This window comes from Streptomyces sp. T028 (assembly GCF_048159505.1).
In the GTDB taxonomy this organism is placed as follows: domain Bacteria; phylum Actinomycetota; class Actinomycetes; order Streptomycetales; family Streptomycetaceae; genus Streptomyces.
This window is the reverse complement of record NZ_JBLRVZ010000019.1, coordinates 285,991-306,704: the sequence shown is the minus strand read 5'-3', so window position 1 is coordinate 306,704 and position 20,714 is coordinate 285,991. Positions and strand designations below refer to the sequence as shown.

19 protein-coding genes and 7 pseudogenes are annotated in these 20,714 nt (G+C 70.5%); 16 read left to right on the top strand and 10 right to left on the bottom strand.

What is annotated here, in order from left to right:
* Positions 1-181: 181 nt before the first annotated feature.
* From ACLZN2_RS19925 to ACLZN2_RS19895, 7 genes and pseudogenes are all read left to right on the top strand, one after another.
* Positions 182-1,194, top strand: a pseudogene (locus ACLZN2_RS19925) (hydroxyacid dehydrogenase).
* A gap of 113 nt (positions 1,195-1,307) precedes the next feature.
* Complete coding sequence (locus ACLZN2_RS19920) at positions 1,308-2,423, top strand: LacI family DNA-binding transcriptional regulator (protein WP_416979849.1); 1,116 nt, start codon at positions 1,308-1,310, stop codon at positions 2,421-2,423.
* Between the two features lie 121 nt (positions 2,424-2,544).
* Positions 2,545-2,919 carry a helix-turn-helix domain-containing protein gene (locus ACLZN2_RS19915; protein ID WP_416979847.1) on the top strand — a complete coding sequence of 125 codons (375 nt, stop codon included), beginning with the start codon at positions 2,545-2,547 and terminating at the stop codon, positions 2,917-2,919.
* A 150-nt stretch (positions 2,920-3,069) separates the two neighbouring features.
* Positions 3,070-4,542, top strand: a pseudogene (locus tag ACLZN2_RS19910) (aldehyde dehydrogenase family protein).
* 41 nt (positions 4,543-4,583) lie between these two features.
* Entirely contained in the window at positions 4,584-4,859 is a 276-nt protein-coding gene (locus tag ACLZN2_RS19905) for a hypothetical protein (protein ID WP_416979845.1), read from the top strand.
* Entirely contained in the window at positions 4,798-5,022 is a 225-nt protein-coding gene (locus ACLZN2_RS19900; protein ID WP_416979843.1) for a hypothetical protein, read from the top strand. The genes ACLZN2_RS19905 and ACLZN2_RS19900 overlap by 62 nt, the downstream gene beginning before the upstream one ends.
* A gap of 370 nt (positions 5,023-5,392) precedes the next feature.
* A pseudogene (locus ACLZN2_RS19895) lies at positions 5,393-5,581 on the top strand (aldo/keto reductase); the annotation flags it as partial.
* 44 nt (positions 5,582-5,625) lie between these two features.
* On the opposite strand, the gene ACLZN2_RS19890 reads toward ACLZN2_RS19895, so the two are convergent.
* Together ACLZN2_RS19890 and ACLZN2_RS19885 are read right to left on the bottom strand one after the other, a co-directional pair.
* Positions 5,626-6,228, bottom strand: coding sequence for a TetR/AcrR family transcriptional regulator (locus ACLZN2_RS19890; protein ID WP_416979841.1), 603 nt, complete (start codon positions 6,226-6,228; stop codon positions 5,626-5,628).
* Positions 6,161-7,333: an ABC transporter substrate-binding protein gene (locus tag ACLZN2_RS19885; RefSeq protein WP_416979839.1), complete on the bottom strand. Its 1,173-nt coding sequence runs from the start codon at positions 7,331-7,333 to the stop codon at positions 6,161-6,163. The genes ACLZN2_RS19890 and ACLZN2_RS19885 overlap by 68 nt, the downstream gene beginning before the upstream one ends.
* A 1-nt stretch (position 7,334) precedes the next feature.
* Between ACLZN2_RS19885 and ACLZN2_RS19880 the strand changes: the two genes are divergently transcribed.
* Entirely contained in the window at positions 7,335-7,520 is a 186-nt protein-coding gene (locus ACLZN2_RS19880) for a hypothetical protein (protein WP_416979837.1), read from the top strand.
* Here ACLZN2_RS19880 and ACLZN2_RS19875 read toward each other — a convergent pair.
* From ACLZN2_RS19875 to ACLZN2_RS19860, 4 genes and pseudogenes are all read right to left on the bottom strand, one after another.
* Positions 7,440-7,607, bottom strand: a pseudogene (locus ACLZN2_RS19875) (FAD-binding protein); the annotation flags it as partial. The gene ACLZN2_RS19880 and the pseudogene ACLZN2_RS19875 overlap by 81 nt on opposite strands.
* A gap of 49 nt (positions 7,608-7,656) precedes the next feature.
* Positions 7,657-7,797, bottom strand: coding sequence for a hypothetical protein (locus tag ACLZN2_RS19870; RefSeq protein WP_416979835.1), 141 nt, complete (start codon positions 7,795-7,797; stop codon positions 7,657-7,659).
* Positions 7,798-8,944: 1,147 nt separating this feature from the next.
* Positions 8,945-9,145, bottom strand: a pseudogene (locus tag ACLZN2_RS19865) (glutamine synthetase); the annotation flags it as partial.
* Positions 9,146-9,376: 231 nt separating this feature from the next.
* Positions 9,377-9,949: a MarR family winged helix-turn-helix transcriptional regulator gene (locus tag ACLZN2_RS19860; protein WP_416979833.1), complete on the bottom strand. Its 573-nt coding sequence runs from the start codon at positions 9,947-9,949 to the stop codon at positions 9,377-9,379.
* Between the two features lie 190 nt (positions 9,950-10,139).
* Between ACLZN2_RS19860 and ACLZN2_RS19855 the strand changes: the two genes are divergently transcribed.
* The 6 genes and pseudogenes from ACLZN2_RS19855 (at position 10,140) to ACLZN2_RS19830 (ending at position 15,572) form a co-directional block, all read left to right on the top strand.
* The gene (locus ACLZN2_RS19855; protein ID WP_416979831.1) at positions 10,140-10,328 is read left to right on the top strand and encodes a ferredoxin; all 189 of its coding nucleotides are present in this window, start codon (positions 10,140-10,142) and stop codon (positions 10,326-10,328) included.
* A gap of 2 nt (positions 10,329-10,330) precedes the next feature.
* Positions 10,331-11,539 (top strand): NAD(P)/FAD-dependent oxidoreductase, encoded by a 1,209-nt coding sequence (locus ACLZN2_RS19850; RefSeq protein ID WP_416979829.1) that lies wholly within the window; start codon positions 10,331-10,333, stop codon positions 11,537-11,539.
* A gap of 167 nt (positions 11,540-11,706) precedes the next feature.
* Positions 11,707-12,300 (top strand): annotated as a pseudogene (locus ACLZN2_RS19845) (amino acid permease); the annotation flags it as partial.
* A 127-nt stretch (positions 12,301-12,427) separates the two neighbouring features.
* Positions 12,428-13,934, top strand: a pseudogene (locus ACLZN2_RS19840) (aldehyde dehydrogenase).
* An 11-nt stretch (positions 13,935-13,945) separates the two neighbouring features.
* On the top strand, positions 13,946-14,659 hold the full coding sequence (locus ACLZN2_RS19835; protein WP_416979828.1) for a gamma-glutamyl-gamma-aminobutyrate hydrolase family protein: 714 nt from the start codon (positions 13,946-13,948) through the stop codon (positions 14,657-14,659).
* A gap of 7 nt (positions 14,660-14,666) precedes the next feature.
* A complete protein-coding gene (locus ACLZN2_RS19830; protein WP_416979827.1) occupies positions 14,667-15,572 on the top strand; it encodes a hypothetical protein in 906 nt (301 codons plus the stop codon).
* A 52-nt stretch (positions 15,573-15,624) separates the two neighbouring features.
* Here ACLZN2_RS19830 and ACLZN2_RS19825 read toward each other — a convergent pair whose 3' ends face one another.
* On the bottom strand, positions 15,625-16,317 hold the full coding sequence (locus ACLZN2_RS19825; RefSeq protein WP_416979826.1) for a bifunctional methylenetetrahydrofolate dehydrogenase/methenyltetrahydrofolate cyclohydrolase: 693 nt from the start codon (positions 16,315-16,317) through the stop codon (positions 15,625-15,627).
* 112 nt (positions 16,318-16,429) lie between these two features.
* Between ACLZN2_RS19825 and ACLZN2_RS19820 the strand changes: the two genes are divergently transcribed.
* Positions 16,430-16,711, top strand: coding sequence for a TetR family transcriptional regulator (locus ACLZN2_RS19820; protein WP_416979825.1), 282 nt, complete (start codon positions 16,430-16,432; stop codon positions 16,709-16,711).
* A complete protein-coding gene (locus ACLZN2_RS19815; protein ID WP_416979918.1) occupies positions 16,608-17,027 on the top strand; it encodes a hypothetical protein in 420 nt (139 codons plus the stop codon). The genes ACLZN2_RS19820 and ACLZN2_RS19815 overlap by 104 nt, the downstream gene beginning before the upstream one ends.
* Before the next feature lie 203 nt (positions 17,028-17,230).
* Here the strand turns inward: ACLZN2_RS19815 and ACLZN2_RS19810 are convergent, their stop codons facing one another.
* From ACLZN2_RS19810 to ACLZN2_RS19800, 3 genes are read right to left on the bottom strand one after another with little or no spacing between them, the layout of a single operon-like run.
* Positions 17,231-18,742 carry an aldehyde dehydrogenase family protein gene (locus ACLZN2_RS19810; RefSeq protein WP_416979824.1) on the bottom strand — a complete coding sequence of 504 codons (1,512 nt, stop codon included), beginning with the start codon at positions 18,740-18,742 and terminating at the stop codon, positions 17,231-17,233.
* Positions 18,726-19,745: an ornithine cyclodeaminase family protein gene (locus ACLZN2_RS19805; RefSeq protein ID WP_416979823.1), complete on the bottom strand. Its 1,020-nt coding sequence runs from the start codon at positions 19,743-19,745 to the stop codon at positions 18,726-18,728. The genes ACLZN2_RS19810 and ACLZN2_RS19805 overlap by 17 nt, the downstream gene beginning before the upstream one ends.
* 21 nt (positions 19,746-19,766) lie before the next feature.
* The gene (locus tag ACLZN2_RS19800; protein WP_416979822.1) at positions 19,767-20,666 is read right to left on the bottom strand and encodes a dihydrodipicolinate synthase family protein; all 900 of its coding nucleotides are present in this window, start codon (positions 20,664-20,666) and stop codon (positions 19,767-19,769) included.
* Between the last annotated feature and the right edge of the window lie 48 nt (positions 20,667-20,714).

The following is a 20,714-nucleotide window of genomic DNA, read 5'->3' as shown; positions in this document are numbered from 1 at the left end:
CCCGAAGGACGGTAACCGTTTGCTGTGGACCGTAGGACGTGAGTGGCCGGAACCACAAGAGGGTGTAACCAGTGACGCTCGATTGCGCGTTGACCTGCGGGGCAATGGCTCCTTAGTGTGGAATACGTTTACTCGGAGGTCTTCCGGCCCCCTTCGCCCCCTTGCCCGAAGCAGGAGCGCCATGCCCACGCCACCGCTGCCCCCTGCCGTGTTCGCGATGAACCCGGTGCATCTGCCCGAGTTGTTCCCGCCTCGTCTCATGACGCGGCTACGGCAACTCGTGGCGATCCATCCCGGAGTCGTCCTGCAGGACTTCACCGATCCGGAGCGGCCAGGTCGCTGGCCCAGGCCGAGGTGCTGATCACCGGCTGGGGCTGTCCGCACCTCGGCGCGGAGGTCCTGGACGCGGCTCCCCGGCTGCGTACCGTGCTGCACGCGGCCGGCAGCGTGCGCAGCCTGATCGGCGACGCGTTCTGGGAGCGGGGACTCACCATCTCCAGCGCCGTCAGGGCCAACGCGCTTCCCGTAGCCGAGTACACGCTCGCCGCGATCCTGTTCGCCGGCAAGGACGCCTTCGGACTCCGGGAGCGTTTCCGGACCCAGCACGTCTACCCCGCTCCGGACGAGTACGCGGCGGTGGGCAACCTCGGCCGGCGGGTCGGGCTCATCGGCGCCTCGCGCGTGGGCCGCCGGGTGCTGGAACTGCTGCAGCCCTTCGACCTGTCGGTCAGCCTGTACGACCCGTACCTGGACGACGCCGAGGCGAAGGCGCTCGGTGCGATACCACTGCCCCTCGATGAACTGCTGCGCACCAGCGACATCGTCAGCGTGCACGCCCCCGACATCCCGGAGACCCACCGGATGCTCAACCGCGAACGGCTCGCGCTGATCCCCGACGGTGGCGTACTGATCAACACCTCGCGAGGCGCCCTCGTGGACCCTGACGCCCTCACCGACGAGCTGGTCGCCGGCCGGATCAGCGCGGTGCTCGACGTCACCGAACCGGAGCCGCTCCCCGCCGACTCACCCCTCTACCGGCTGCCCAACGTCTTCCTCACCCCGCACATAGCAGGCTCCCTCGGCAACGAGCTGGCACGCCTCGGGGGCACCGTCATGGAGGAACTCGAACGGCTCGCCACCGGACAGCCACCCGCGTACGGGCTCCGCCGCACGGAACTCGTGACCAGCGCCTGACAGCACCTGACCCTCGCGTCCGACCCCAAGAGGGGGAAACGATTACTGTTCCGGGGCGGCGGTTCCGGCCCTCCCCTACCCACAAGAGGCTCTCCATGCAGTAACGTCGAGCTGTGACGGTCAACGGAAGCGGTCCTCGAACGACCATCGAACCCAAGCGGTCCAAGCGGCGACGGAACAACACCGACGGTGGCGACCGGCCCAGCACGATTCGCGACGTCGCCGCGAAGGCGGGCGTCTCGGTGGCAACCGTTTCCCGCGCTCTCGCCGGCAACTACCCGGTCTCCGAGACCACCCGGGCCCGGGTCATGGCGGCCGTGGAGTCGCTGCACTATGCCGTGAACGTCCATGCCAAGGCGCTGTCCGGCCGGGTGGCGGGCCCCATCGGGCTGGTCATCCGGGACATCACCGGGCCGTCGCTGGCCCATGTCGCCGCCGGGGTGGAGCAGGAAGCGGCGGACCGGGGCAGGCTGAGCCTGGTCTGCGCCACTCACGACGACCCGGACCGCGAGGGCGACCTGGTGCGATTGATGCGCGAACAGCACGCGGGCGCGGTTCTCCTGGTCGGCGGAGCGGTACAGGACGACAGGTATCACGAGCGCATGGTCGAGTACGCCAGAGCCCTGGACGCCGCGGGCTCCCGGCTGGTGCTGGTCGGCCGTCCACCGCTGCCCGACAGCTCTGCGGTGACGGTCGTCGAGTACGACAACCGCGGGGGCGCCTTCCAGGCCGCCGACCACCTGCTCACCGTCGGCCACAGGCGCATTCTCTTCCTGGGTGGCGCCCCCTTGCTGAGCACCGCCGTGCAGCGCAGGGACGGCTATCTGCACGCGCTGCGCGCCCACGGCGTGCCCTACTCGGAAGAACTCGACGTGCCCGGCCCGTACACCCGCGTCTCGGGCTACCAGCGCACCCGGGAGGTACTGGAGGCCGGCGTGGACTTCACGGCGGTCTTCGCGGGCACCGACGTGGTGGCGACGGGCGCACTGGCCGCCCTGCGCGAGGCCGGTCTCGATGTTCCCGGTGACATTTCGCTCGTGGGCTTCGACGACGTCCCCTTCGCCGCGGACCTCAGCCCCGCCCTCACCACGGTCCGGGTTCCGTACGAGGACTTGGGCCGCACCGCGGTCCGACTGGCACTGGAACGCGAGGAACGCCTGGCGGCCGACGACCATGTCGTGCTGAGCACCCAGTTGGTGATCCGGCAGTCGGTACGAACGCTGCGGTGACGGTGTACGAATGACGCAGCATGTACGGTCGCCCGCACGCCGACGCCCTGCACAGGCGGACTGCCCTTCGCATCGGCCGAGGTCGAGCTGCCCGAAGGAAGTGTGCTCGCCCCGTACACCGATGGCCTGGGTGACCGGGCTGCGGCGCAGCGCCCTGGACTACGTGGAGCGCCATCTCGGCGACCCGGACCTCGGACCGGTCACCGTCGCCGCCGCCCACCACGTGTCCGTTCGGCAGTTGCAGCGCGCCTTCGAGGAGGCCGGACAGACACTGACCGCCGTGATCCGCTCGCGCAGGCTCGCCGCCGCCCGGGCCGCCCTCGCCGATCCCGCGCGCGCCGAGGAGACGATCACCGACATCGCCGTCCAGTACGGGATGACCGACCTTGCCGGCTTCAGCCGGCGCTTCCGCGCCGAGTTCGGCGTCGCACCCCGCGAGTTCCGTCGGCGAAGCCGGGGCCCTTCCCCGGGCGCCGTCGCCAAGTGGCCGGCGTGAACTGACGGACGCGACATACCCGTCGCGAACCGACAAGCCGCACGACGTGTGCGGACAAGACGCCTTTCGCCGCAGGTCTGACACTTCTCGACAGGTCGCGCGCCACCAGCGCGCGCTCGACGAGGAGGCACGCGCGTGCGCACTGACCTACTGGCGGACCCACAGTGGTCCGGACGGATCTTCTCGGGCGGCTGGGTCCGCGGAAGCGGCGAGGACATCGCCGTGACCGAACCCGCCACCGGCGCCCTCCTGGCCCGGGTCGGATCAGCGACGCCCGCGGACGTCGCGAAGGCCGCGGAGCGCGCGGCGCAGGCCCAGCGGGAGTGGGCGCCCGGCCGCACACCGACCGCGCCGCGGTCCTGCGCCGCGCCGCGGCGCTGTTCGAACAGCACCAGGAGGAGATCGAGACCTGGCTCGTGCGCGAGTCCGGCGCCATTCGCCCCTTCGCCACCTTCCAGACCCTCGGAGGTGGTGCCGCTGAGTGTCACGAGGCCGCCGCCCTCGCGTCGGCGCCCTATGGCGAGCTGCTGCGCTCCGGACAGCAACGGCTGTCCTTCTCCCGCCGGGTCCCGGTCGGCGTCGTCGGGGTCATCGCCCCTTTCAACGCCCCGCTCATCCTGGCCGTACGCGCCGTCGCCCCGGCACTCGCCCTGGGCAACGCCGTGATCCTCAAGCCGGACCCGCGGACCGCTGTGTCAGGCGGTGTCGTGTTCGCCCGGATCTTCGAAGTGGCCGGGCTGCCCGACGGGCTGCTGCACATGCTGCCCGGAGGCGCCGAGACCGGGGCCGCCCTGGTCGAGGATCCACAGATCCCGGTCATCGCGTTCACCGGCTCGACCCGCGCCGGACGGGCCATCGCCGCCGCGGCGGCGACCCGGCTCAAGCGCGTGCACCTCGAGCTCGGCGGGAACTCGGCGCTGATCGTGTGCGCCGATGTCGACATCGACAAGGCCGCCTCCGTCGGCGCGTACGGCTCCTTCAACCACGCCGGGCAGATCTGTATGGCCAGCGGCCGGCACCTGGTCGACGCGCGGATCGCGGACGAGTACGCGGCCGCACTGGCCCGGCACGCCACCGCGCTGCCGGTGGGCGACCCCGCGGGCGGGGACATCGCCGTCGGCACCGTCATCGACCGGAACCAGCTCGCCGGAATCGACGGCGTCGTGCGGGACACCGTCGACGCGGGCGCACGCATCGCGGCCGGCGGCACCTACGAAGGGCTCTTCTACCACCCGACCGTGCTGGCCGACGTCCCGGTGACCTCCAGGGCGTACACCGAGGAGATCTTCGGTCCGGTCGCGCCCGTGGTTCCCTTCGCCGACCTCGAGGAGGCGGTCCGGCTGGCTGCGGACTCCGCGTACGGGCTCTCCCTCGGCATCCTCACTCGCGACGTCATGCGGGGCCTCGAACTCGCCGAGCGCATCCCGAGCGGGCTGGTGCACATCAACGACCAGACCGTGAACGACGAGGCCACCGCCCCCTTCGGCGGGGTCGGCGACTCCGGGACCGGCTCCCGGCACGGCGGCGCCATGGCCAACCTCGAGGCCTTCACCGAACAGCTGGGGGTGCCCCCTCTGGGGGAGGGGCACCGTGCGCGGGGACCTGCCCGACTACCCCTTCTGACCGCCTCCCGATCCGGCTCACCCCACGACAAAGGAGTCCCCGTGCCAAGAACGAAGCGCTGCTACAAGTGGGTCGACCGGGCCATGCGCAAGCTGGACCCGGAGACCGAGTACGAGCAGATCATCCGGCTGATGGGCGACTACCAGCTCAACCCCACGGTCCTCGACCTGGTCGTCTCGGCCAGCACCATCCACAACATCGTCCATCCCCGCGGCTCTGAGACCCTCGCCCACACCGGGAAGGTCGTGCACCGGCGTGACAAACGCGCCGAGGAAGACCCAGATACGGCTGCAGAAGTTCCTGCCCGACCCGCGTGAGGCGGCGTCGGAGAAGTACTTCCGTGAGCGGACCGCGCTGATCGAGAAGCGCAAAGCCGAACGACTCGCCACGCACGGCAAGGCGGGCACGGAGTCGAGCGAGGAGGGCTCGCCGGGCGCCGCGCTGTGCCCCGTCCCGCACACCGACCGCACGCCGACCTGACCACGGCCGGCGGGCAGGCCGTGAGGAGTACGTCGAGGAACAGACCGAAGCGGGGCATCGGACCGTTGCGATCGTGGGCGGTCTCCACGCGCCGATCCAGTGCACCAGCCCAGGCCAACTCGGCCGACCTGCCTTGCGATCGCGCTCGCCGCGCTGGTCGGCACGGCTCGACTGCCGACCGCCATAGTGGTCGTCCTGCGTCGATCGGCGGCTCGATTGGGCTGAGGGCATGCCAGTTCCGCCGCCCATGGTCAGGGCGCGTCGAAGGCGGCCGCCTGCGGAAGTCCGGGCATCTTGCCGATGTCGGCCGGGTTCGGCGGCCGTACAACCATTTCGGGGTTCCCAGCTCGGCGAAGCCGAGAGGGGGGAGGTCTGCGGGACGGCCGGCAGCCAGGCCGGCATGAACCGGTCGGCCGTGCTCGCGCGCTTCCTGCGCGAGACCGCCGCCGACGTGGTGATGCTGGCCGGGCGGTACACGCTCCTCGACCAGTCGGCGCTGGACGACGTGCTGCCTGCCGCGCGCGACGCGAGCACGGCTACCCTGCCCATCGCCGCCTGGGAACTCGCTGTCGGCACCTGCATGCTCGTCCAGACGGCCGCCCATCACCTCTCCTGCGCGGCTCGAGCCGAGTCGCGGAACGACTTGAGCACGTGTCGCACCATCTGACCGGCGGTATTGGCGCGAAGGAATCCCGAGATACCGCCGTAGGTGAGTTCGAGTACGATTCCACCCATGTCGAGGGCGTTGATTCTTCCGTCGCGGCCCAGGGCGAGTTTATCGAGAAGTAGATTCCCGATCTCTTCCCACTGGCTCACGAAAAGCTGCCGTTGCCGCATTCCCAGAGTTCCGTCGCGCTGCGCGCGCCGCAGGAATTCGATGGCGATGATTCCCCACTTCTGTTCAGCGGCACGGGTGTCGGACCAATGGGCGACGATTTCGATGACAGCGTCCGGGTCGGTGACATCGCGCAGAAACTCGGAGAGTTCCTCGACGTCGTGCCCCGCGTTGCCCTCCAGGAGCTGCTGGAGAACGTCCTGCTTGGAGGAGAAGTTCGAGTAGAACGCGCCCTTCGAGAAGCCGGCCTCGTCCGCGATGCGTTCGACGGAGGCACCCTCGTAACCCTCGCGCGCGACCACGTCACGTGCCGCGTTCAGGAGCTTCTCCCGCGTGAGCGCCTGACTCTGCTCTCGCGTCAGCCTCGCCATGATGATGCTCTCCCCACTGCATTCGCTCACAAACGGCGGAACAGCCCGGTGTCGAACCGCGCGCCAGTGTATCGTGCCGGAACTCGCGCCCCTGGACCGGAGTAAACCCGCTGAGTGGGTTCTCGTCCGGTCCGGTCACAGCGCGACGACTCAGCCGGATATTCCGTTCTGCGACACATTGACGATGGAGCCCTGCGGCACCCAGCTGGTGCCGTTGAACTCGTGGAGCCGGTACTCGTGCACCAGTCGGCCGTCGGATTCTCCGGTCAGGTTCACTCCGTCGACAAGGAGCGGGTCCTCCACCGCGGACAGGGAGTCCCACGAGGCCAGGAATCCCCTGCTGGTGACCTCCTCGGCGCCTTTGAGGGCCGAGACGACGGCCGCGGCCAGTCCGTAACCGGTCAGCGCGAACGACTGGCCGGCGTCCGCCTCGGGCGTACTTCGCCATGTCGGCGCGGTACTGCACCAGCGCCTTCTCGTTGTGCACCGCGGGGTTCTGCGGGTCCAACCACTGGTGGGAGAAGGCGCCCTTGACGTTGGCGGCGCCGGCGGGCTTGACCGTGCTGGCGAAGTCCGCGTACGGGCTGCCGATGAAGACCTGGGGGTGGTAGTCGATCTGGCCCATGTAGGACAGCAGCGCGCCCAGGGTCGGCGGGCCGAGCGTCACGACCAGGGTGTCGACCTTGGCCGCCTTGAGTTCCGTGACCTGAGAGGCGATGTCTCCCTGCCCAGGCGGGAGTCTGAGTGCCTTGACCGGCTTGACGCCGGCCTTGGCCAGGCCGGCGAGCCGGCTGTCGGCGAGTTCGTTGTTGAAGCCCATGAAGCCGACGACGCCCTCGGGGATCTTCTCCTTGATGTAGCGGCCCTGGAGTTCGCCCTCCCAGGAGGTGTCGGGGACGAACGCGCGGGAGTCGGGGAACTTCTTGACGTCGCTCAGCACGGTCTCGCCGCCCTGCACGATCTGGGCCACGCCCGCCGTGTTGAGCTGGGGCCGGGCCGCGACCGCGATGCCGCCGAAGTTGATGACGACCGTCGCGTGGTCCTTGGTGACGAACTCGGTGTTGTTGGACACCAGTCGGGCGGGGTCGAAGGCGTCGTCCTTCACCTTGAAGTCGATCTTCCGGCCGTTGATGCCGCCCGCGGCGTTGACGGCCGCCCGCTCGTACGGCGTGGTGCAGGTCGAACCAGGTCATGCCCGGCTCGACGACGGCGTAGGCGAGTTCCGCGTCGATCTCCAGGATGCGGTTCATCTTCTGGAAGCCGATCTGGATCGAGCCGCGCACGCGCGGTGACGCGCCGCCGTGTCCGAGGTTGCGGCCCTGGCTGTGCGGCCACACGGGGACCCGGTACCGGCCGGCCAGGCGGACGATCTCCCGCACCTGCGCCGTGGAGACGGGCTGTACGACCGCCAAGGCGGCGTAGGTCTCGTCACCGGGGATCCAGTAGGCGTCCTTGAAACTCGTCGACCTTGGTCCGCTCGATGTGGAGGGAGTCGTCACCGACGACCGCGACGAGCTCGCGGACCAAGTCGTCCGGGAGGGTGGGCAGATGCGTCGTCGCATCGGTCATCGTCATCTCATTTCGGGGAGTGACTGATCAGGAGCGCCGCCCCGGGTGGTGTTTCAGATACCGATCGGTCTTTGAATTCCGGACCGTATGCCCCACCCGGACGGCTGTCAACGGATCGGAGACAGATCTTTATGTACCGACAGAGCGGGGAAACAGCGACCATGAACACGCGGAACTTGCCGACGTCCGACGTATTGACACCGTGACGGAGGCACTCAAATACTCATCGGAATCCTAAGTCAGAACGGAATCCGGATTGGATCAGCCCGTGATGTCTGCGCTGGAACTCAATGGCGAGAACCTGTACAGGGACCCCTATCCCGTCTACGCCCGCTTGCGCGAGGAAGCCCCCGTCGCCTTCTTCGAGCCCATGAATATCTGGTCACCCGCTTCGAGGACTGCCGCGCGGTAGGAGCGAACGACCGCGTGTTCGGACCGTCCGGCAGCCCGGACCGACCGGAGGCCCGGGTGATGGGCATGCCGAACGTGCTGTCCATGACCGGCGAGGACCATCAGCTGCTCCGACTGGGCATCGACGAGAACCTCACCCTGGAGCGGGTCTGCGGCTATGTCGAGGCCCTGACCCATCCGGTCGTCGAGCGCTGTCTCGCGGAGCTGACGCCCCGCGGGTCGGCGAACCTCACCGCCGACCTCTTCGAACCCGTCTCGGTGCGCTGTATCGGCGACGTCATCGGACTGACCGACACCCCGAACGAGACGCTCGTCGAGTGGTTCCACGCGATGAGCGCCGGTCTACAGAACGTCAGCGACGACCCGGCCGTGTGGCAGCGGCTCGACCGCGCGCTGGCCGAGATCGACACGTCGCTCGGAGCGCTGTACGAGCGGGTGGCCGCCAAACCCGACCACACCCTGATGAGCCACGTGGTGCACGGCGGCCTGCCCGACGGCGAGATGCGCGCCTTCGCCGAGGTGCTGCCCACCATGAAAGTGATCATCCTGGGCGGTCTGCAGGAACCCGGCCACGCCGCCGCGAACGCCTGCGCGGGACTGCTGCTCGACCCCGACCAGGCGCAGACCGTCGCCGACGCCCCGCAGGAGCACGCGCTGCGCGCCTTCGACGAGGGCCTGCGGTGGATCGCCCCCATCGGCGTCACCCCGCGCGTCGCCGCCGAGGACGTCGTCGTGGCCGCAGCAGGTCGCGCGGCGACTCGGGAGCGGGCGACCCGGTGGCCGGGTCGGTCACGTCCCCGAGACAGGCGGCGACTTTGGGCTCCCAGGGCAGCGCGACCAGTGTGCTGAGGTCGGGACGTATCGAAATGTCCGGCAGTCCCGCGTCCATACCGCCGCTGACCGGGACCACCTCACCTTGCGGGCTGGTGTGGGTCTGGTCGCCCCGGTCCTGGGCGCGCCGGGGATCGCCGGCGTCATCCGGCTCGTCATCGAGAACTTCACCACGCTCATCGGCGGCGACCGGACCACCGCCGTCCGGCTGGAGCCTGTCCCCGTGGTGATGATCCTCGGGTTCGTCGCCGCCTGGCTGACCCGCAGCAGGGCAGGGGTGGAGAGCCGAGGCACCGCGTCACGGTGCGGCCCGCCGGGCCGCACCGTGATGCCCTGCTCAGGCCTTCGGGCGGCGTCCGCTCCGGCGTGGTGCCGGTGCGGCACCGTCGAGGAGAGCGAGGCGGCGCTCCTCACCGTGCTTCTCCACCTGGAGTACGACCCGTCGCAGTCCCTCCGCGACGCTGCGGCATTCCGCGGCGCTGAGCCGCCCGGCCACGAAGGCCTCCTCCTCGTTGAACGCCGGGAACACGCGCTGCATCAGTTCCTCGCCCTCCTCGGTGAGGCTGAGCAGCACGAGCCTCCCGTCGGAGGGATGTCCCGTGCGCAGGACGAGCCCCCGCTTCTCCAACGTCCGCGAGACCCCCGTCAGCGTCCCCTTGGAAATGCCGGCTTCCTCCGCCACGTGCCGGGTCTCCGACTCTCCCCAGATCCAGATGACCCACAGGACGACGAACGCCGTCCAGGTCAGATCGGCGCCGCGCAGGACGGAGTTCTCCAGGTGCTGCCGGACCGCGGAGGCGGCACGGTAGATGTTGGCGACCACGGCCATCTGTTCGTGATGGACGCGAGTGCCGCCGAGTTTCGCCTCGGCCAGCTTCTCGGCTTCGGTGATGGACCGGTGACCGGGCACGGACACACTCCTTCGGGACTGCGAGGACACGTCGCACAGCAGGCGTCGTTCGGGCTCAAATTATAGAAACACCGGGCTCGGCGGCCCAGCGGGTGGACAGGTATTGACCCGGGGAGTGACGTCTCCCCATCCTGTTTGAAGCCAAACGAATTGGCCTTGCTCCGACGCCCTCACCATCTGCAGGACCGCCATGAAGGTCGTCGTCGACATGCACAAGTGCCAGGACCACGGACAGTGCGTCTTCGCCGCTCCCGACGTCTTCTCGATGGACGACGACGGCCACCTGGCCCATGTCTCCGACCCGGACGAAGCGCTGCGCGACGAGGTCGAGGAGGCCGCGGACGTGTGTCCGCTGCAGGCCATCCGGATCGAGGCCTGATCATGAGCGCCCGCATCCTCGTGGCCGGCGCGTCCATGGCCGGCCTGCGCGCCGCCGAGCAACTGCGCGCCGCCGGCTGGGCCGAAACGATCACGCTCGTCGGCGACGAGCCCCACATGCCCTACAACCGGCCTCCGCTGTCCAAGGAGGTGCTGGCCGGGAAGGCACCCTTCGGGTCCCTGACCTTCCGCCCCCGCGCCAGCGTGACGGACGTCGAGTGGCGCCTCGGCACCAAGGTGGTCGCGGCCCGTCTCGGCGACCGGATCGTCGAACTCGACGACGGCGAGGCGTTGTCGTACGACGGACTCGTCGTCGCCACGGGCATGCGCCCCCGCCGGCTGAACTGTCCGGGACCACTCGCCGGCCGGCACACCGTGCGCACCCTTGACGACGCCCAAGGGCTGCGCGAGGCACTGACCCGCCCCGGCGCCCGGGTCGTCGTGGTCGGCGGCGGCTTCATCGGCTGCGAGGTCGCCGCGACGGCAGTGGGCCTGGGCGTCACCGAGGTCACCGTCGTCGACCCGCTGCCCCTGCCCATGGTCGGCCCCCTCGGGGAGCTGCTGGGACGCGCCCTGCTGAAGCGGCACCAGGAACGCGGAGTGCGTTTCGTGCTGGGCACGGGTGTGTCCGGTTTCGAGGGCGCGGACCACGTCACCGGTGTCGTCCTGTCCGACGGCACCGTGCTGCCCGCCGACGTGGTCGTGGAATCGGTCGGCTCCGTCGCCAACACCGAGTGGCTGGACGGCAACGGCCTCGACCTGGCCGACGGCGTGCTCACCGACGGGCAGTTGCGCGCCGGAGGCCGGCCGGAGGTCGTCGTGGTCGGTGACCTCGCCCGCTTCCCCAACGCCCGCTACGACGGTGTTCCACGCCGCGTCGAGCACTGGTGCATCCCCACCGACACGGCCAAGCACGCCGCCAAGGCACTCGTCGCACACCTCTCCGGTGCGGCTGCGCAGCCGGCGCCGTTCGCGCCGCTGCCCACCTTCTGGAGCGACCAGCACGAGTTCCGTCTGCAGTCCTTCGGCTCACCGGTCCTCGGCAAGGACGACGTCCGGGTGCTCGACGGCGACCTCGACGGCGATGTCGTCGCCGGATACCACGTCGGGGGGCGGCTCGTCGGCGTCGTCGCTCTGGGCGGACACGCCGCCGCGTCCGCCGCAGCCCGTTACCGCACCGAACTCCTGAAGCAGCCCTCCCTCACCGCGTAAGGAACGACCTGACCATGACGACCGTCCGCGGATTCCTCCACCCCAAGACGGCCGGCGGCGCCTCGTCGCTGATCCCGTCGCCGCCCTGGCGCTACTCCGGCGACCTGCTGACCGTCGAGTACCGCACCGACCCCTCGCGGGTGCGTGAACTGCTGCCCGAGCCACTGGACGCCACCTCGTTCGTCTTCGCTCCGATCACCGAGCTGTTCGGCGGCTGGGCGGGCGACGTGCTGCCGATCCTGCTGGCCACCTCCCTCTTCGCAGGCATCCTCGCCTTCCACAACTCCGCCAACCGCTACCTCTTCTCCCTCGGCCGCGAGGGGTTGCTGCCCCACGGGCTGACCTCCATCAACCGGCGTCGTTCGCCGTGGGTGGCCGGTGCCGTGCAGACCGCGATCTCCGTGCTTCTGGTGATGCCGTTCGCGGTCCTGGGCAAGGATCCGGTGCTGACCCTCTTCTCCTGGTTCAGCGGCGTCGCGGTCCTCGGCGTCATGCTCCTCTACTTCCTGATCTCGGTGTCCGTGGTCGTGTTCTTCCGCCGCTCGGGTGCCGACACCCGGCCCTGGAACACGCTGATCGCCCCGGTGCTGGGTGCGCTCGGCACAGCGGGTGCCATCTGGCTGATCGTCGAGAACTTCACCACGTTGATCGGCGGCGACCGGACCACGGCCGTCTGGCTCCAGGTCACGGTTCCGGCGGTGCTGGTCCTCGGCGTCGTCGCCGCCCGCGTGACGCGCGGCAGGACGGCGACCGGGGCCTGAGACCCCGCCCCCACGGTGCGGCCGGCCCGGTTCCCGCTCCCCCGGGACCCGGTCGGCCGCGCCCGATCCCCACAGCGCCCTTGTGACGGCTTCAGCGGGCACCATACCGTTTGGATTCAAATAATCCATCTGGAGGTCCCACACGCCGGACATCACCCACGAGGAGTGGCTGCTCCGCGCCAAGGCACTTGACCTGACCGGTGCGCATCACATCGGCGGCGTCGACGAGGGCGGGGGCGGGGCCGCCTTCGCCGCCGTCTCGCCCCGCGACGACCGGGTACTGACGCAGGTGGCCGACGGGGGCACGGACGAGGTGGACGCGGCCGTGGCCGCCGCCCGCCGGGCCTTCGACTCCGGTCCCTGGCCGCGCCTCGCGCCCGCCGACCGCGGCCGGATCCTGTCGCGCATCGCCGAACTGCTCGAAGAGCACCGTGCGGAACTGGCGTTGACCGTCAGCCTGGAGATGGGCAAGCCGGTCACCGACGCGTACGGGATCGAACTGCGTGCCGCGATCAACACCTTCCGCTGGTGCGGACAACTCGCCGACAAACTCACCGACGAGTCCCCGCACACCGCGCCGGACGCGCTCGCCCTGGTCACCCGGGAGCCGGCCGGTGTCGTAGGTGCCGTGGTGCCCTGGAACTTCCCGCTCACGCTGGCGAGTTGGAAGGTCGCGCCGGCACTCGCCGCCGGCTGCGCGGTCGTACTGAAGCCGTCGGAGAACTCCCCCGCTCTCCGCCCTCCTGCTCGGCCGACTCGCCACCGAGGCCGGGCTGCCGCCGGGCGTGCTCAACGTGGTCAACGGCAACGGTCCGGTGGCCGGACGGGCCATCGGCCTGCACCCCGACGTCGACGTCCTGGCCTTCACCGGCTCCACGGCTGTCGGGCGTCACTTCCTGCGCTACGCGGCCGACTCCAACCTCAAACGGGTCTGGCTCGAACTCGGCGGCAAGTCGCCCAACATCGTCCTCCCCGACGCGCCCGACCTGGACCGCGCCGCGGCCACCGCCGCCTGGGGCGTCTTCTTCAACCAGGGCGAGATGTGCACCGCGCCCTCCCGGCTGCTGGTCCACTCGTCGATCGCCGAACAGGTCACCGAAGCGGTCGTGGCGCGGGCCCGCGAGCTGAGGGTCGGCGATCCGCTCGACCCTGCCACCGAGATGGGCGCGATGGTCGGCGAGAACCACCTCCACCGGGTCCTGGAGCACGTGGGCGCAGGCCTGGACGAGGGCGCCCGGCTGCGCGTGGGCGGCGGCCGGGCGCTGACCGAGAGCGGCGGCAGCTTCCTTCGGCCCACGGTCTTCGACCGGGTGGACCCCGGCATGCGCCTGGCCCGGGAGGAGATCTTCGGCCCGGTCCTGTCCGTCCTCACCTTCGACGACGTCGAGGAGGCGGTACGGCTGGCCAACGCCACCGAGTACGGCCTCGCCGCCGGCCTGTGGACCTCCGACCTGTCCACCGCCCACAGGGTCTCCCGCGCCCTCAAGGCCGGGACGGTCTGGGTCAACTCCTACGAGGAGGGCGACCTGACCGTGCCCTTCGGCGGCGTGAAGCAGTCCGGCAACGGCCGCGACAAGTCCGTCCACGCGATCGAGAAGTACACCGAGCTGAAGACCACCTGGATCCAGCTGTGAGCCGTACGACCATGCCTACGCGACCCCTGATCGCGATTCCCGCCCGGTTCTCCGCCACCACCTCCGCCCTGCGGTACGCCGCGGAGGTGAACGCACGTGCTCTGATCGAGGCCGTGTGGCGGGCCGGCGGCGAGCCGGTGAGCGTCCACCTGGCGGACCCCGCCCGAGGCGACGTGGCCGCTCGGCTGGTCCGCTTCGACGGAGTGCTGCTCCCGGGCGGCGGCGACCTCGCCCCGCACCGCTACGGCGCCACCGACATCCACTCCGGCGTCTACGACGTCGACGACCTCCAGGACGCCTTCGACCTCGAAGTCGCCCGCCAGGCGCTGGAGTCGGGCACACCTCTCCTGGCGATCTGCCGCGGCCTGCAGGTCGTGAACATCGTCCTCGGCGGCAGCCTGGAGCAGGACATGGGCGGCCCGGAGCGCGAGCACCGTCATGTGGTGCATCCGGTCGCGATCCAGCGCGGCACCCTGCTCGAACGGGCCACCGGCGCCGAGAAGACGGAGGCGTCCTGCTACCACCACCAGCGGGTCGACCGCACCGGCACGGGACTCGCCGTCACCGCGCGGGCCGCCGACGGCACCGTCGAGGGACTCGAACTGCCCGGGCGTTCCGCCTGGTTCACGGCCGTGCAGTGGCACCCCGAGGACACCGCGGAGCACGACCCGGCCCAGCAGGGCCTCTTCGACGCCCTTGTCCGGGCCGCCCAGGACAGACGCTGACACGGCCATGGCGCTCTTCGGCCGCGGACAACACGAACCCCGTCTCGCCCCCGAACTGGACGACGTGCCGCTGGGCCGGGTGCTGAGAAGCGTCACCTCGGCCCGCGGCATCGGTCCGCAGGATCTCGCCGTCGCCCAGGTGGAGCGGCTCCTGAGGGACACGGGAGAGGACTGGGACCGCCGCTGCCACCGGATCGGCGTTCTCGCGCACACGGTGCCCGCGCTGGCCCGTGCCTGGCGTGAGCACCGGCCGAGCGATCCGGACGCCCTGGTCCTGGCGGCCTGGTCGGAGCTGGCCACCGATCCGTGGGGCGCCATGGCGACCTGCCGCCTCGCCGCCGAGGCGCGCCCGGGCGATCCGACTCCCTGGGTGGGCGCGCTGGCAGCGGCCCGGACCCTGGGGCGGCCCACCTCCGAACTCACCCCCATCTGGAAGGGGATCCACGCGCGCGATCCGTGGCGCAGAGAGGCGCATCCGCAGATTCTGGGCTACCTCTCCCCGGAGGAGCAGGGAAGTCAGGCCGCGCTGCGGGACTTCCTCGACGACGTCGTCGCGGTCATGCCGTCGGACGCCCCCACGGCGTGCCTGCCGTCGGCCGCCGCGGTACGGCAGTACCACCGGGACCTGGACGCCGGTGGAACGCGGACGCTGGGGATCAGCCAGTACTGGACACAGCCGCACACCGGCCGGCTGCTGGACCACGCCCTGGCCCACTGGATGCCCCCCGGCCGTCTGCGCCACGCGGCTGCGGTCGCCGACCTGGGGCTGCTCGCCCACGCCCTGAGCAGGGCGGGCCGAACGCGTGAAGCCGGCCCCGTCTTCTCCGCCGTGGACGGGCTGGTCACGCCCTGGCCCTGGGGACACGAGGGTGACCCGGTGGAGTGCTACGCGCACTGCGCCGGCCGTTCGTAGCGCGGAACACGGCTTCGGGCCGGGCCTCTTCGGCTCGGCCCGAAGCCGTGCGTCATGTGGAGCCGCGCTCGGCGGCCTCGACGATGTTGGTCAGCAGCATGGCGCGGGTCATCGGCCCCACCCCGCCGACCGGCGGGGCGACGGATCCGGCGACCTGGTCGACGCCCGGGTGGACGTCCCCGAGAACACTCTCCGCGGTCCGGGTGATCCCCACGGACAGGACCGTGGCGGCCGGCTTGATCCAGTCCGGCTTGACCAGATGGGCCACGCCGGCCGCGGCCACGACCACGTCGGCGACCCGGGCGTGGGCCGCGGTGTCCTGGGTGGCCTCGTGGCACAGGGTCACGGTCGCGTGCTCGGTGCTGCGGGTGGGCATCAGGCCGAGCGGGCGGCCCACGGTGATCCCGCAGCCGATGACGCAGAACTGCCGTCCGGTGATGGGCACTCGGTTGCGCCGCAGCAGTTCGGCCTCCGCGTCCGGCTTGGTGTCACGGGTGACGGGGAGGTGGACGAACGGGATCCCGTACCGCTGTGTGATGGGCGCGAGGTCGGGGTGGTCGGAGACGACGAGCGGGATGTCGACGGGCAGTTCGCCCAGGTCCCAGCGGTAGAGCAGTCGACGAGGCAGTGGTCGAACTTCGACACCATCAGCGGCGGCGTTGCCGTAGACGTCGATCCACTCCTCGACGCGGTCGGCGTAGCGGGGAGCGAACCGGGTGGTGCTCAGTCCTTCGGGGACGGCCATGGGGACTCCTGTGGCGAGAGGGCGTGCGCTACAGCGAGAATCTATCCAGATGGATAACTTGCCAATAGGATAGATTGGGTGGCAGGGAGCGCACGGACACAGGGGAGAACGAGTGGCCACCACGGCGGGAGCGGACGGTGAGGCGGGGCAGGACACCAGGCTTGGCTACGGCGAAGGACGTGACGCGCTGCTCATCGCGGCCGTCAGAGTGGTGGCCCGTGACGGCCTGCGGAAACTGACCTATCGTGCCGTCGCCGCCGAAGCCGGTGTCACGCACGGGCTGGTCGCCCATCACTTCGGTCCCGCGGGACACCCTGCTCGAAGAGGCACTGCGGTGGTGCGTCACCCGCAGCATCGAGACCTCTTCACTGGTTCCGGCCAGCGGAAGTCTTGAGGACTTCGCCGCGACTCTGGCCGACTTCATCGCGGACGACCCCGATCTGCAGGCGTTCCAGTACGAGCTCAAGCTCGAATCGAACCGGCGCCCGGAGTTGCGCCGCCACGTCGACATGCTCTACGACGCCTACCGCGACGCGGTCCGCGAGGCGCTGGCCTGCTTCGAGGTGCCCCAGGAGATGACGGAGATCGTCTTCGCGACCCTCGACGGCCTGGTCTTCCACCAGGTCACCTCCGACGGGCCGGCCCGTACCGAGGAGGGCGTCGACGCCCTGCGGCGACTGCTCGCGGCGTATCGCGCTCAGAGCTTCTGACCAGGAACGAGCCCGTTCTCGTTCCGGACCGTCGACCGGGGCTCGCGGGCGAGGAGTTCCGGTCGGCGCCGGGAATCCGGGGTGCCGCGGGATCGCCGCCGGTCGCGACGATCACGCGTCGCATGACTGGTCGAGCGGCATCGGCGCTTCGACATGCGTGTTCATCTCACCCACCCCGACACGCCGATGCGCTTCGTGCGGCGTCAGCGCTCGTGGTTGTGCATGACGTGCTTGGTGCGCGAGTAGTCGTCCAGTGCGTAGATCGACAGGTCGCGGCCGTAGCCGGAGCCCTTGAAGCCACCCCAGGGGACTTCACTGGCCAGCACGAGGTGGGAGTTGACCCAGACCGTTCCGAAGTCGAGGCGGGCGGCGATGTCGTGGCTGCGGCGGGCGTTCTCGGTCCACACCGATGCCGAGAGGCCGAGGGGGACGTCGTTGGCGCGGCGTACCGCTTCGTCCTCGTCGGTGAAGGTCTCGACCGTGATCACGGGGCCGAAGATCTCCTCACGGGCGGCTTCGGCGCCTTCGGGGACGTCGACCAGGACGGTCGGGGCGACGAAGTAGCCGGGACCGTCCAGCGCCCCACCGCCCGTCGCCACGCGGACGCCGTCCTTCTTCGCCCGCTCCAGGTACCCGGTGACCCGGTCGAAGTGCGCCTTGGAGACCATGGGGCCGACCTCGACGTCCTCGCCGGCCTGCGGCTCACCGACGACCAACGCCTGGACTTCGCCGACGAGTTGCCCGACGAACCGCTCGGCGACCGACTCGTGGACGAGGACGCGGCAGGCGGCTCCGCACTCCTGACCCGAGTTCCAGAAGCCCGCGACGCGCAACGCCGAGGCGGCCGCGGTGAGATCGGCGTCCGGGAAGACGACCACCGGTGCCTTGCCGCCGAGTTCGAGGTGCACCCGCTTGAGGGTGTCGGCGGCGGCCCGGGCCACGGCACGGCCGCTGTTGACCGAGCCGGTCAGGGCGATCATGTTCAGGTCCGGGTGCTCGGCGAGCCGGGCGCCCACGGGCGAGCCGTATCCGTTGACCACGTTCAGTACGCCGGGCGGCAGGAGGTCGGCGACGAGTTCGGCGAACTTCAGGGTGGTCAGCGGGGTCTGCTCGGACGGCTTGATGACCAGGGTGTTGCCCGCGGCGAGGATGGGGGCGATCTTCCAGACCGCCATGAGCAGGGGGTAGTTCCACGGGGTGATCACGCCGATCACGCCGAGCGGTTCGCGCAGGATGACCGAGAGGTGGTTCTCGGCGTAGTCGCCGGCGGCCAGGGAGGTCGTCGCGCGTACCGCGCCGGCCATGAAGCGGAAGGTGTCGACGGCCTGGCCGACGTCGTCGGTCGAGACCGCGAGGGGCTTGCCGGTGTTCGCCGACTCCAGCCTGCTGAACAACTCGGTGTTCTCGACCAGTCGGTCGGCGATGGCGTGCAGCAGTTCGGAGCGCTCCCGGGGAAGCCGCCCCGCCCACTCGTTCTTGGCGGCGACGGCGGCGGCGACCGCCCGGTCGACGTCCTCGGCGGTCCCCTCGGGAATCCGCGCGATCACAGCCTCGCTGCTCGGGTCGACCACGTCGATGACGCGCTCGGTCGATCCCTCGACGAAGGCTCCGTCGACGAAATGGCGGGCCGGAGGAAGGTCGGCCTCGGCGATGAGCGGCCGTGCCTGTGCCGCGCGTCGGACTCCGGCCGTCGTGAGGTCAGCGGAAGTGGTCATGATCGGTGACTCCTTGAGCGTGGTCGTGTGGGACAGTGGGCCGGTCGGCACGTCGGCCGACGCCGTGTGCCTCGGCCTGCTGGTAGATGTGCCAGGCCGCTGCCGCGTCCTGGACGCCGAGGCCGGCGCTGATGTAGGTCACGATGTCGTCGTCGCCACGACGACCTGTCGCCGCGCCGGTCAGGACATGGCCGAGTTCGAGCAGTTCCAGGTCGGCCTCCGCCCGGGCGGCGACGACCGGACCGCAGGTGTGTCGTGCCGTCGGCTCGTGGTCGACGACGACCCGGCGGCTTGCGCGCAGGACGTCGGGCCCGATCTCGCAACGGTGCCGTTCGAAGGAACCGACGGTCACGACGGTGGTACCGGGCGACAGTTGGTGTGCGGAGAAGAGTGGCTCGGTGGCGAGGGTGGCGCAGACGACGACGTCCGCCCGGGCCAGCGCGTCGCTCAGGGAGTCCACCGGTTCGACGTCGTGTCCCTGCTCGCGCAGGTGGCCGACGGAGGCGTCGAGCGAGGAACGGCGTGGTGACCACATGCCGGTCCAGGCGTAGGCCTTGTTCCGTGACAGTGCCTCGATGTGCGCCCGCCCCTGGACACCGGATCCCAGGACGAGGAGCCGGGCTGCCTCGCTCCGGGCCAGTGCGCCGACCGCGACCGCGCTCGCGGCGGCTGTGCGCAGCGTGGTGAGCGCGGTGCCGTCCATGAAGGCGAGCGGGACGCCGGTGTGCGGGTCGAGCACGGTGACCACGGCGTTGATGGTCGGCAGACGCCTGCCCGCGTTTCCGGGGTTGACGCTCCCGAACTTGCAGACGGGGCCGCTCGTGCGGTCGAGGCGCGCCGCGTAACAGAAGACGGTGTCGGGGTCGTCGGCGTGGCCGCCGATGATCTTCTCGGGCTGCCACGCCTCGCCCCGCGCGAGGGCGAGGAACGCCGCTCGTTGCGAGGCGGTCGCGGTGTCGATGTCGAACAGGGTTCGGACGTCGTGCCCGTCGAGGAATCTCATGGCTGCCGCGCCGTCCGTCCCTCAGCTCGCCGCGTTCAGCTGAGGCAGCGCCTCGACGAGGGCGGTGATCCGGGCGGTCGTGGCGGCGTCGAGGCCGAGCAGCGGCTCACGGGGCTCGCCGGCCGGGATCCCGGCCGCGTTCAGGCCGGCCTTGACCGCCTGGATGAAGGGGGCGGACATGATCGCGTCCATCAGCGGGTAGATCCGGTCCCATTCGGCCCGCGCGCGGTCGAGGTCGCCGGCGCGCAGCGCCCGGTGGACGGAGACCAGGTGGGCCGGCATGACGTTCGCGGTCCCGGCCATGACACCGGCCGCGCCCTCGGAGATCGCCTGGAGGAGGAGGCTGTCCCAGCCGACGAAGGTGGAGATGACGTCGCCGTGGTTGTGGATCAGCTGCCCGGCCTGGGCCATGTCGGCGCTGGTGTCCTTGATGTACTGGATGTTCTCGACCTCGCGGGCGAGCTTGCCGACGATGTCCGGGGTGAGGTTGACGCCGGTGGCCCCGGGCAGGTTGTAGAGCATGATCGGGATGTCCACGGCGTCGGCGACGCTGCGCAGGTAGTGCAGGGTCTCGTCGAGCGTGAGCGGCTCGTAGTACGGGGCGACCACCATCAGGACGGAGGCGCCGGCGGCCTCCGCGTGGCGGGACAGTTCGACCGCTTCCCTGGTGCTCAGCGCGCCGGTCTGCGCGACGACCGGTACCCGTCCGGCCGTCTGGTCGATGACGGTCTCGACGACGAGGCGCCGCTCCGCTCCGCTCATCGCCGCGAACTCACCGGTGGAGCCGCAGGCGACGACGCCGTCGACCCCACCGTCGATGCTGCGGTCGACCACACGGCGCAGGACCTTCTCGTCGATCTGGCCGTCCGCCGCGAAGGGGATGGCGAGTGCGGTCAGGACACCGCTCAGCTGTGCCGACATGGTGGATCTCCTCAGGTGAAGCTTCAGAAAAGCGGGTGTGCGGTGGAG

Bases quoted from the DNA above. Each gene is read 5' to 3' on its own strand.
- ACLZN2_RS19805 (WP_416979823.1), bottom strand. From the start codon at position 19,745: ATGAGATTCCTCGACGGGCACGACGTCCGAACCCTGTTCGACATCGAC.
- ACLZN2_RS19915 (WP_416979847.1), top strand. From the start codon at position 2,545: ATGGCCTGGGTGACCGGGCTGCGGCGCAGCGCCCTGGACTACGTGGAG.
- ACLZN2_RS19800 (WP_416979822.1), bottom strand. From the start codon at position 20,666: ATGTCGGCACAGCTGAGCGGTGTCCTGACCGCACTCGCCATCCCCTTC.
- ACLZN2_RS19810 (WP_416979824.1), bottom strand. From the start codon at position 18,742: ATGACCACTTCCGCTGACCTCACGACGGCCGGAGTCCGACGCGCGGCA.
- ACLZN2_RS19835 (WP_416979828.1), top strand. From the start codon at position 13,946: ATGCCTACGCGACCCCTGATCGCGATTCCCGCCCGGTTCTCCGCCACC.
- ACLZN2_RS19825 (WP_416979826.1), bottom strand. From the start codon at position 16,317: ATGGCCGTCCCCGAAGGACTGAGCACCACCCGGTTCGCTCCCCGCTAC.
- ACLZN2_RS19890 (WP_416979841.1), bottom strand. From the start codon at position 6,228: ATGGCGAGGCTGACGCGAGAGCAGAGTCAGGCGCTCACGCGGGAGAAG.
- ACLZN2_RS19855 (WP_416979831.1), top strand. From the start codon at position 10,140: ATGAAGGTCGTCGTCGACATGCACAAGTGCCAGGACCACGGACAGTGC.
- ACLZN2_RS19830 (WP_416979827.1), top strand. From the start codon at position 14,667: ATGGCGCTCTTCGGCCGCGGACAACACGAACCCCGTCTCGCCCCCGAA.
- ACLZN2_RS19870 (WP_416979835.1), bottom strand. From the start codon at position 7,797: ATGACCGATGCGACGACGCATCTGCCCACCCTCCCGGACGACTTGGTC.
- ACLZN2_RS19850 (WP_416979829.1), top strand. From the start codon at position 10,331: ATGAGCGCCCGCATCCTCGTGGCCGGCGCGTCCATGGCCGGCCTGCGC.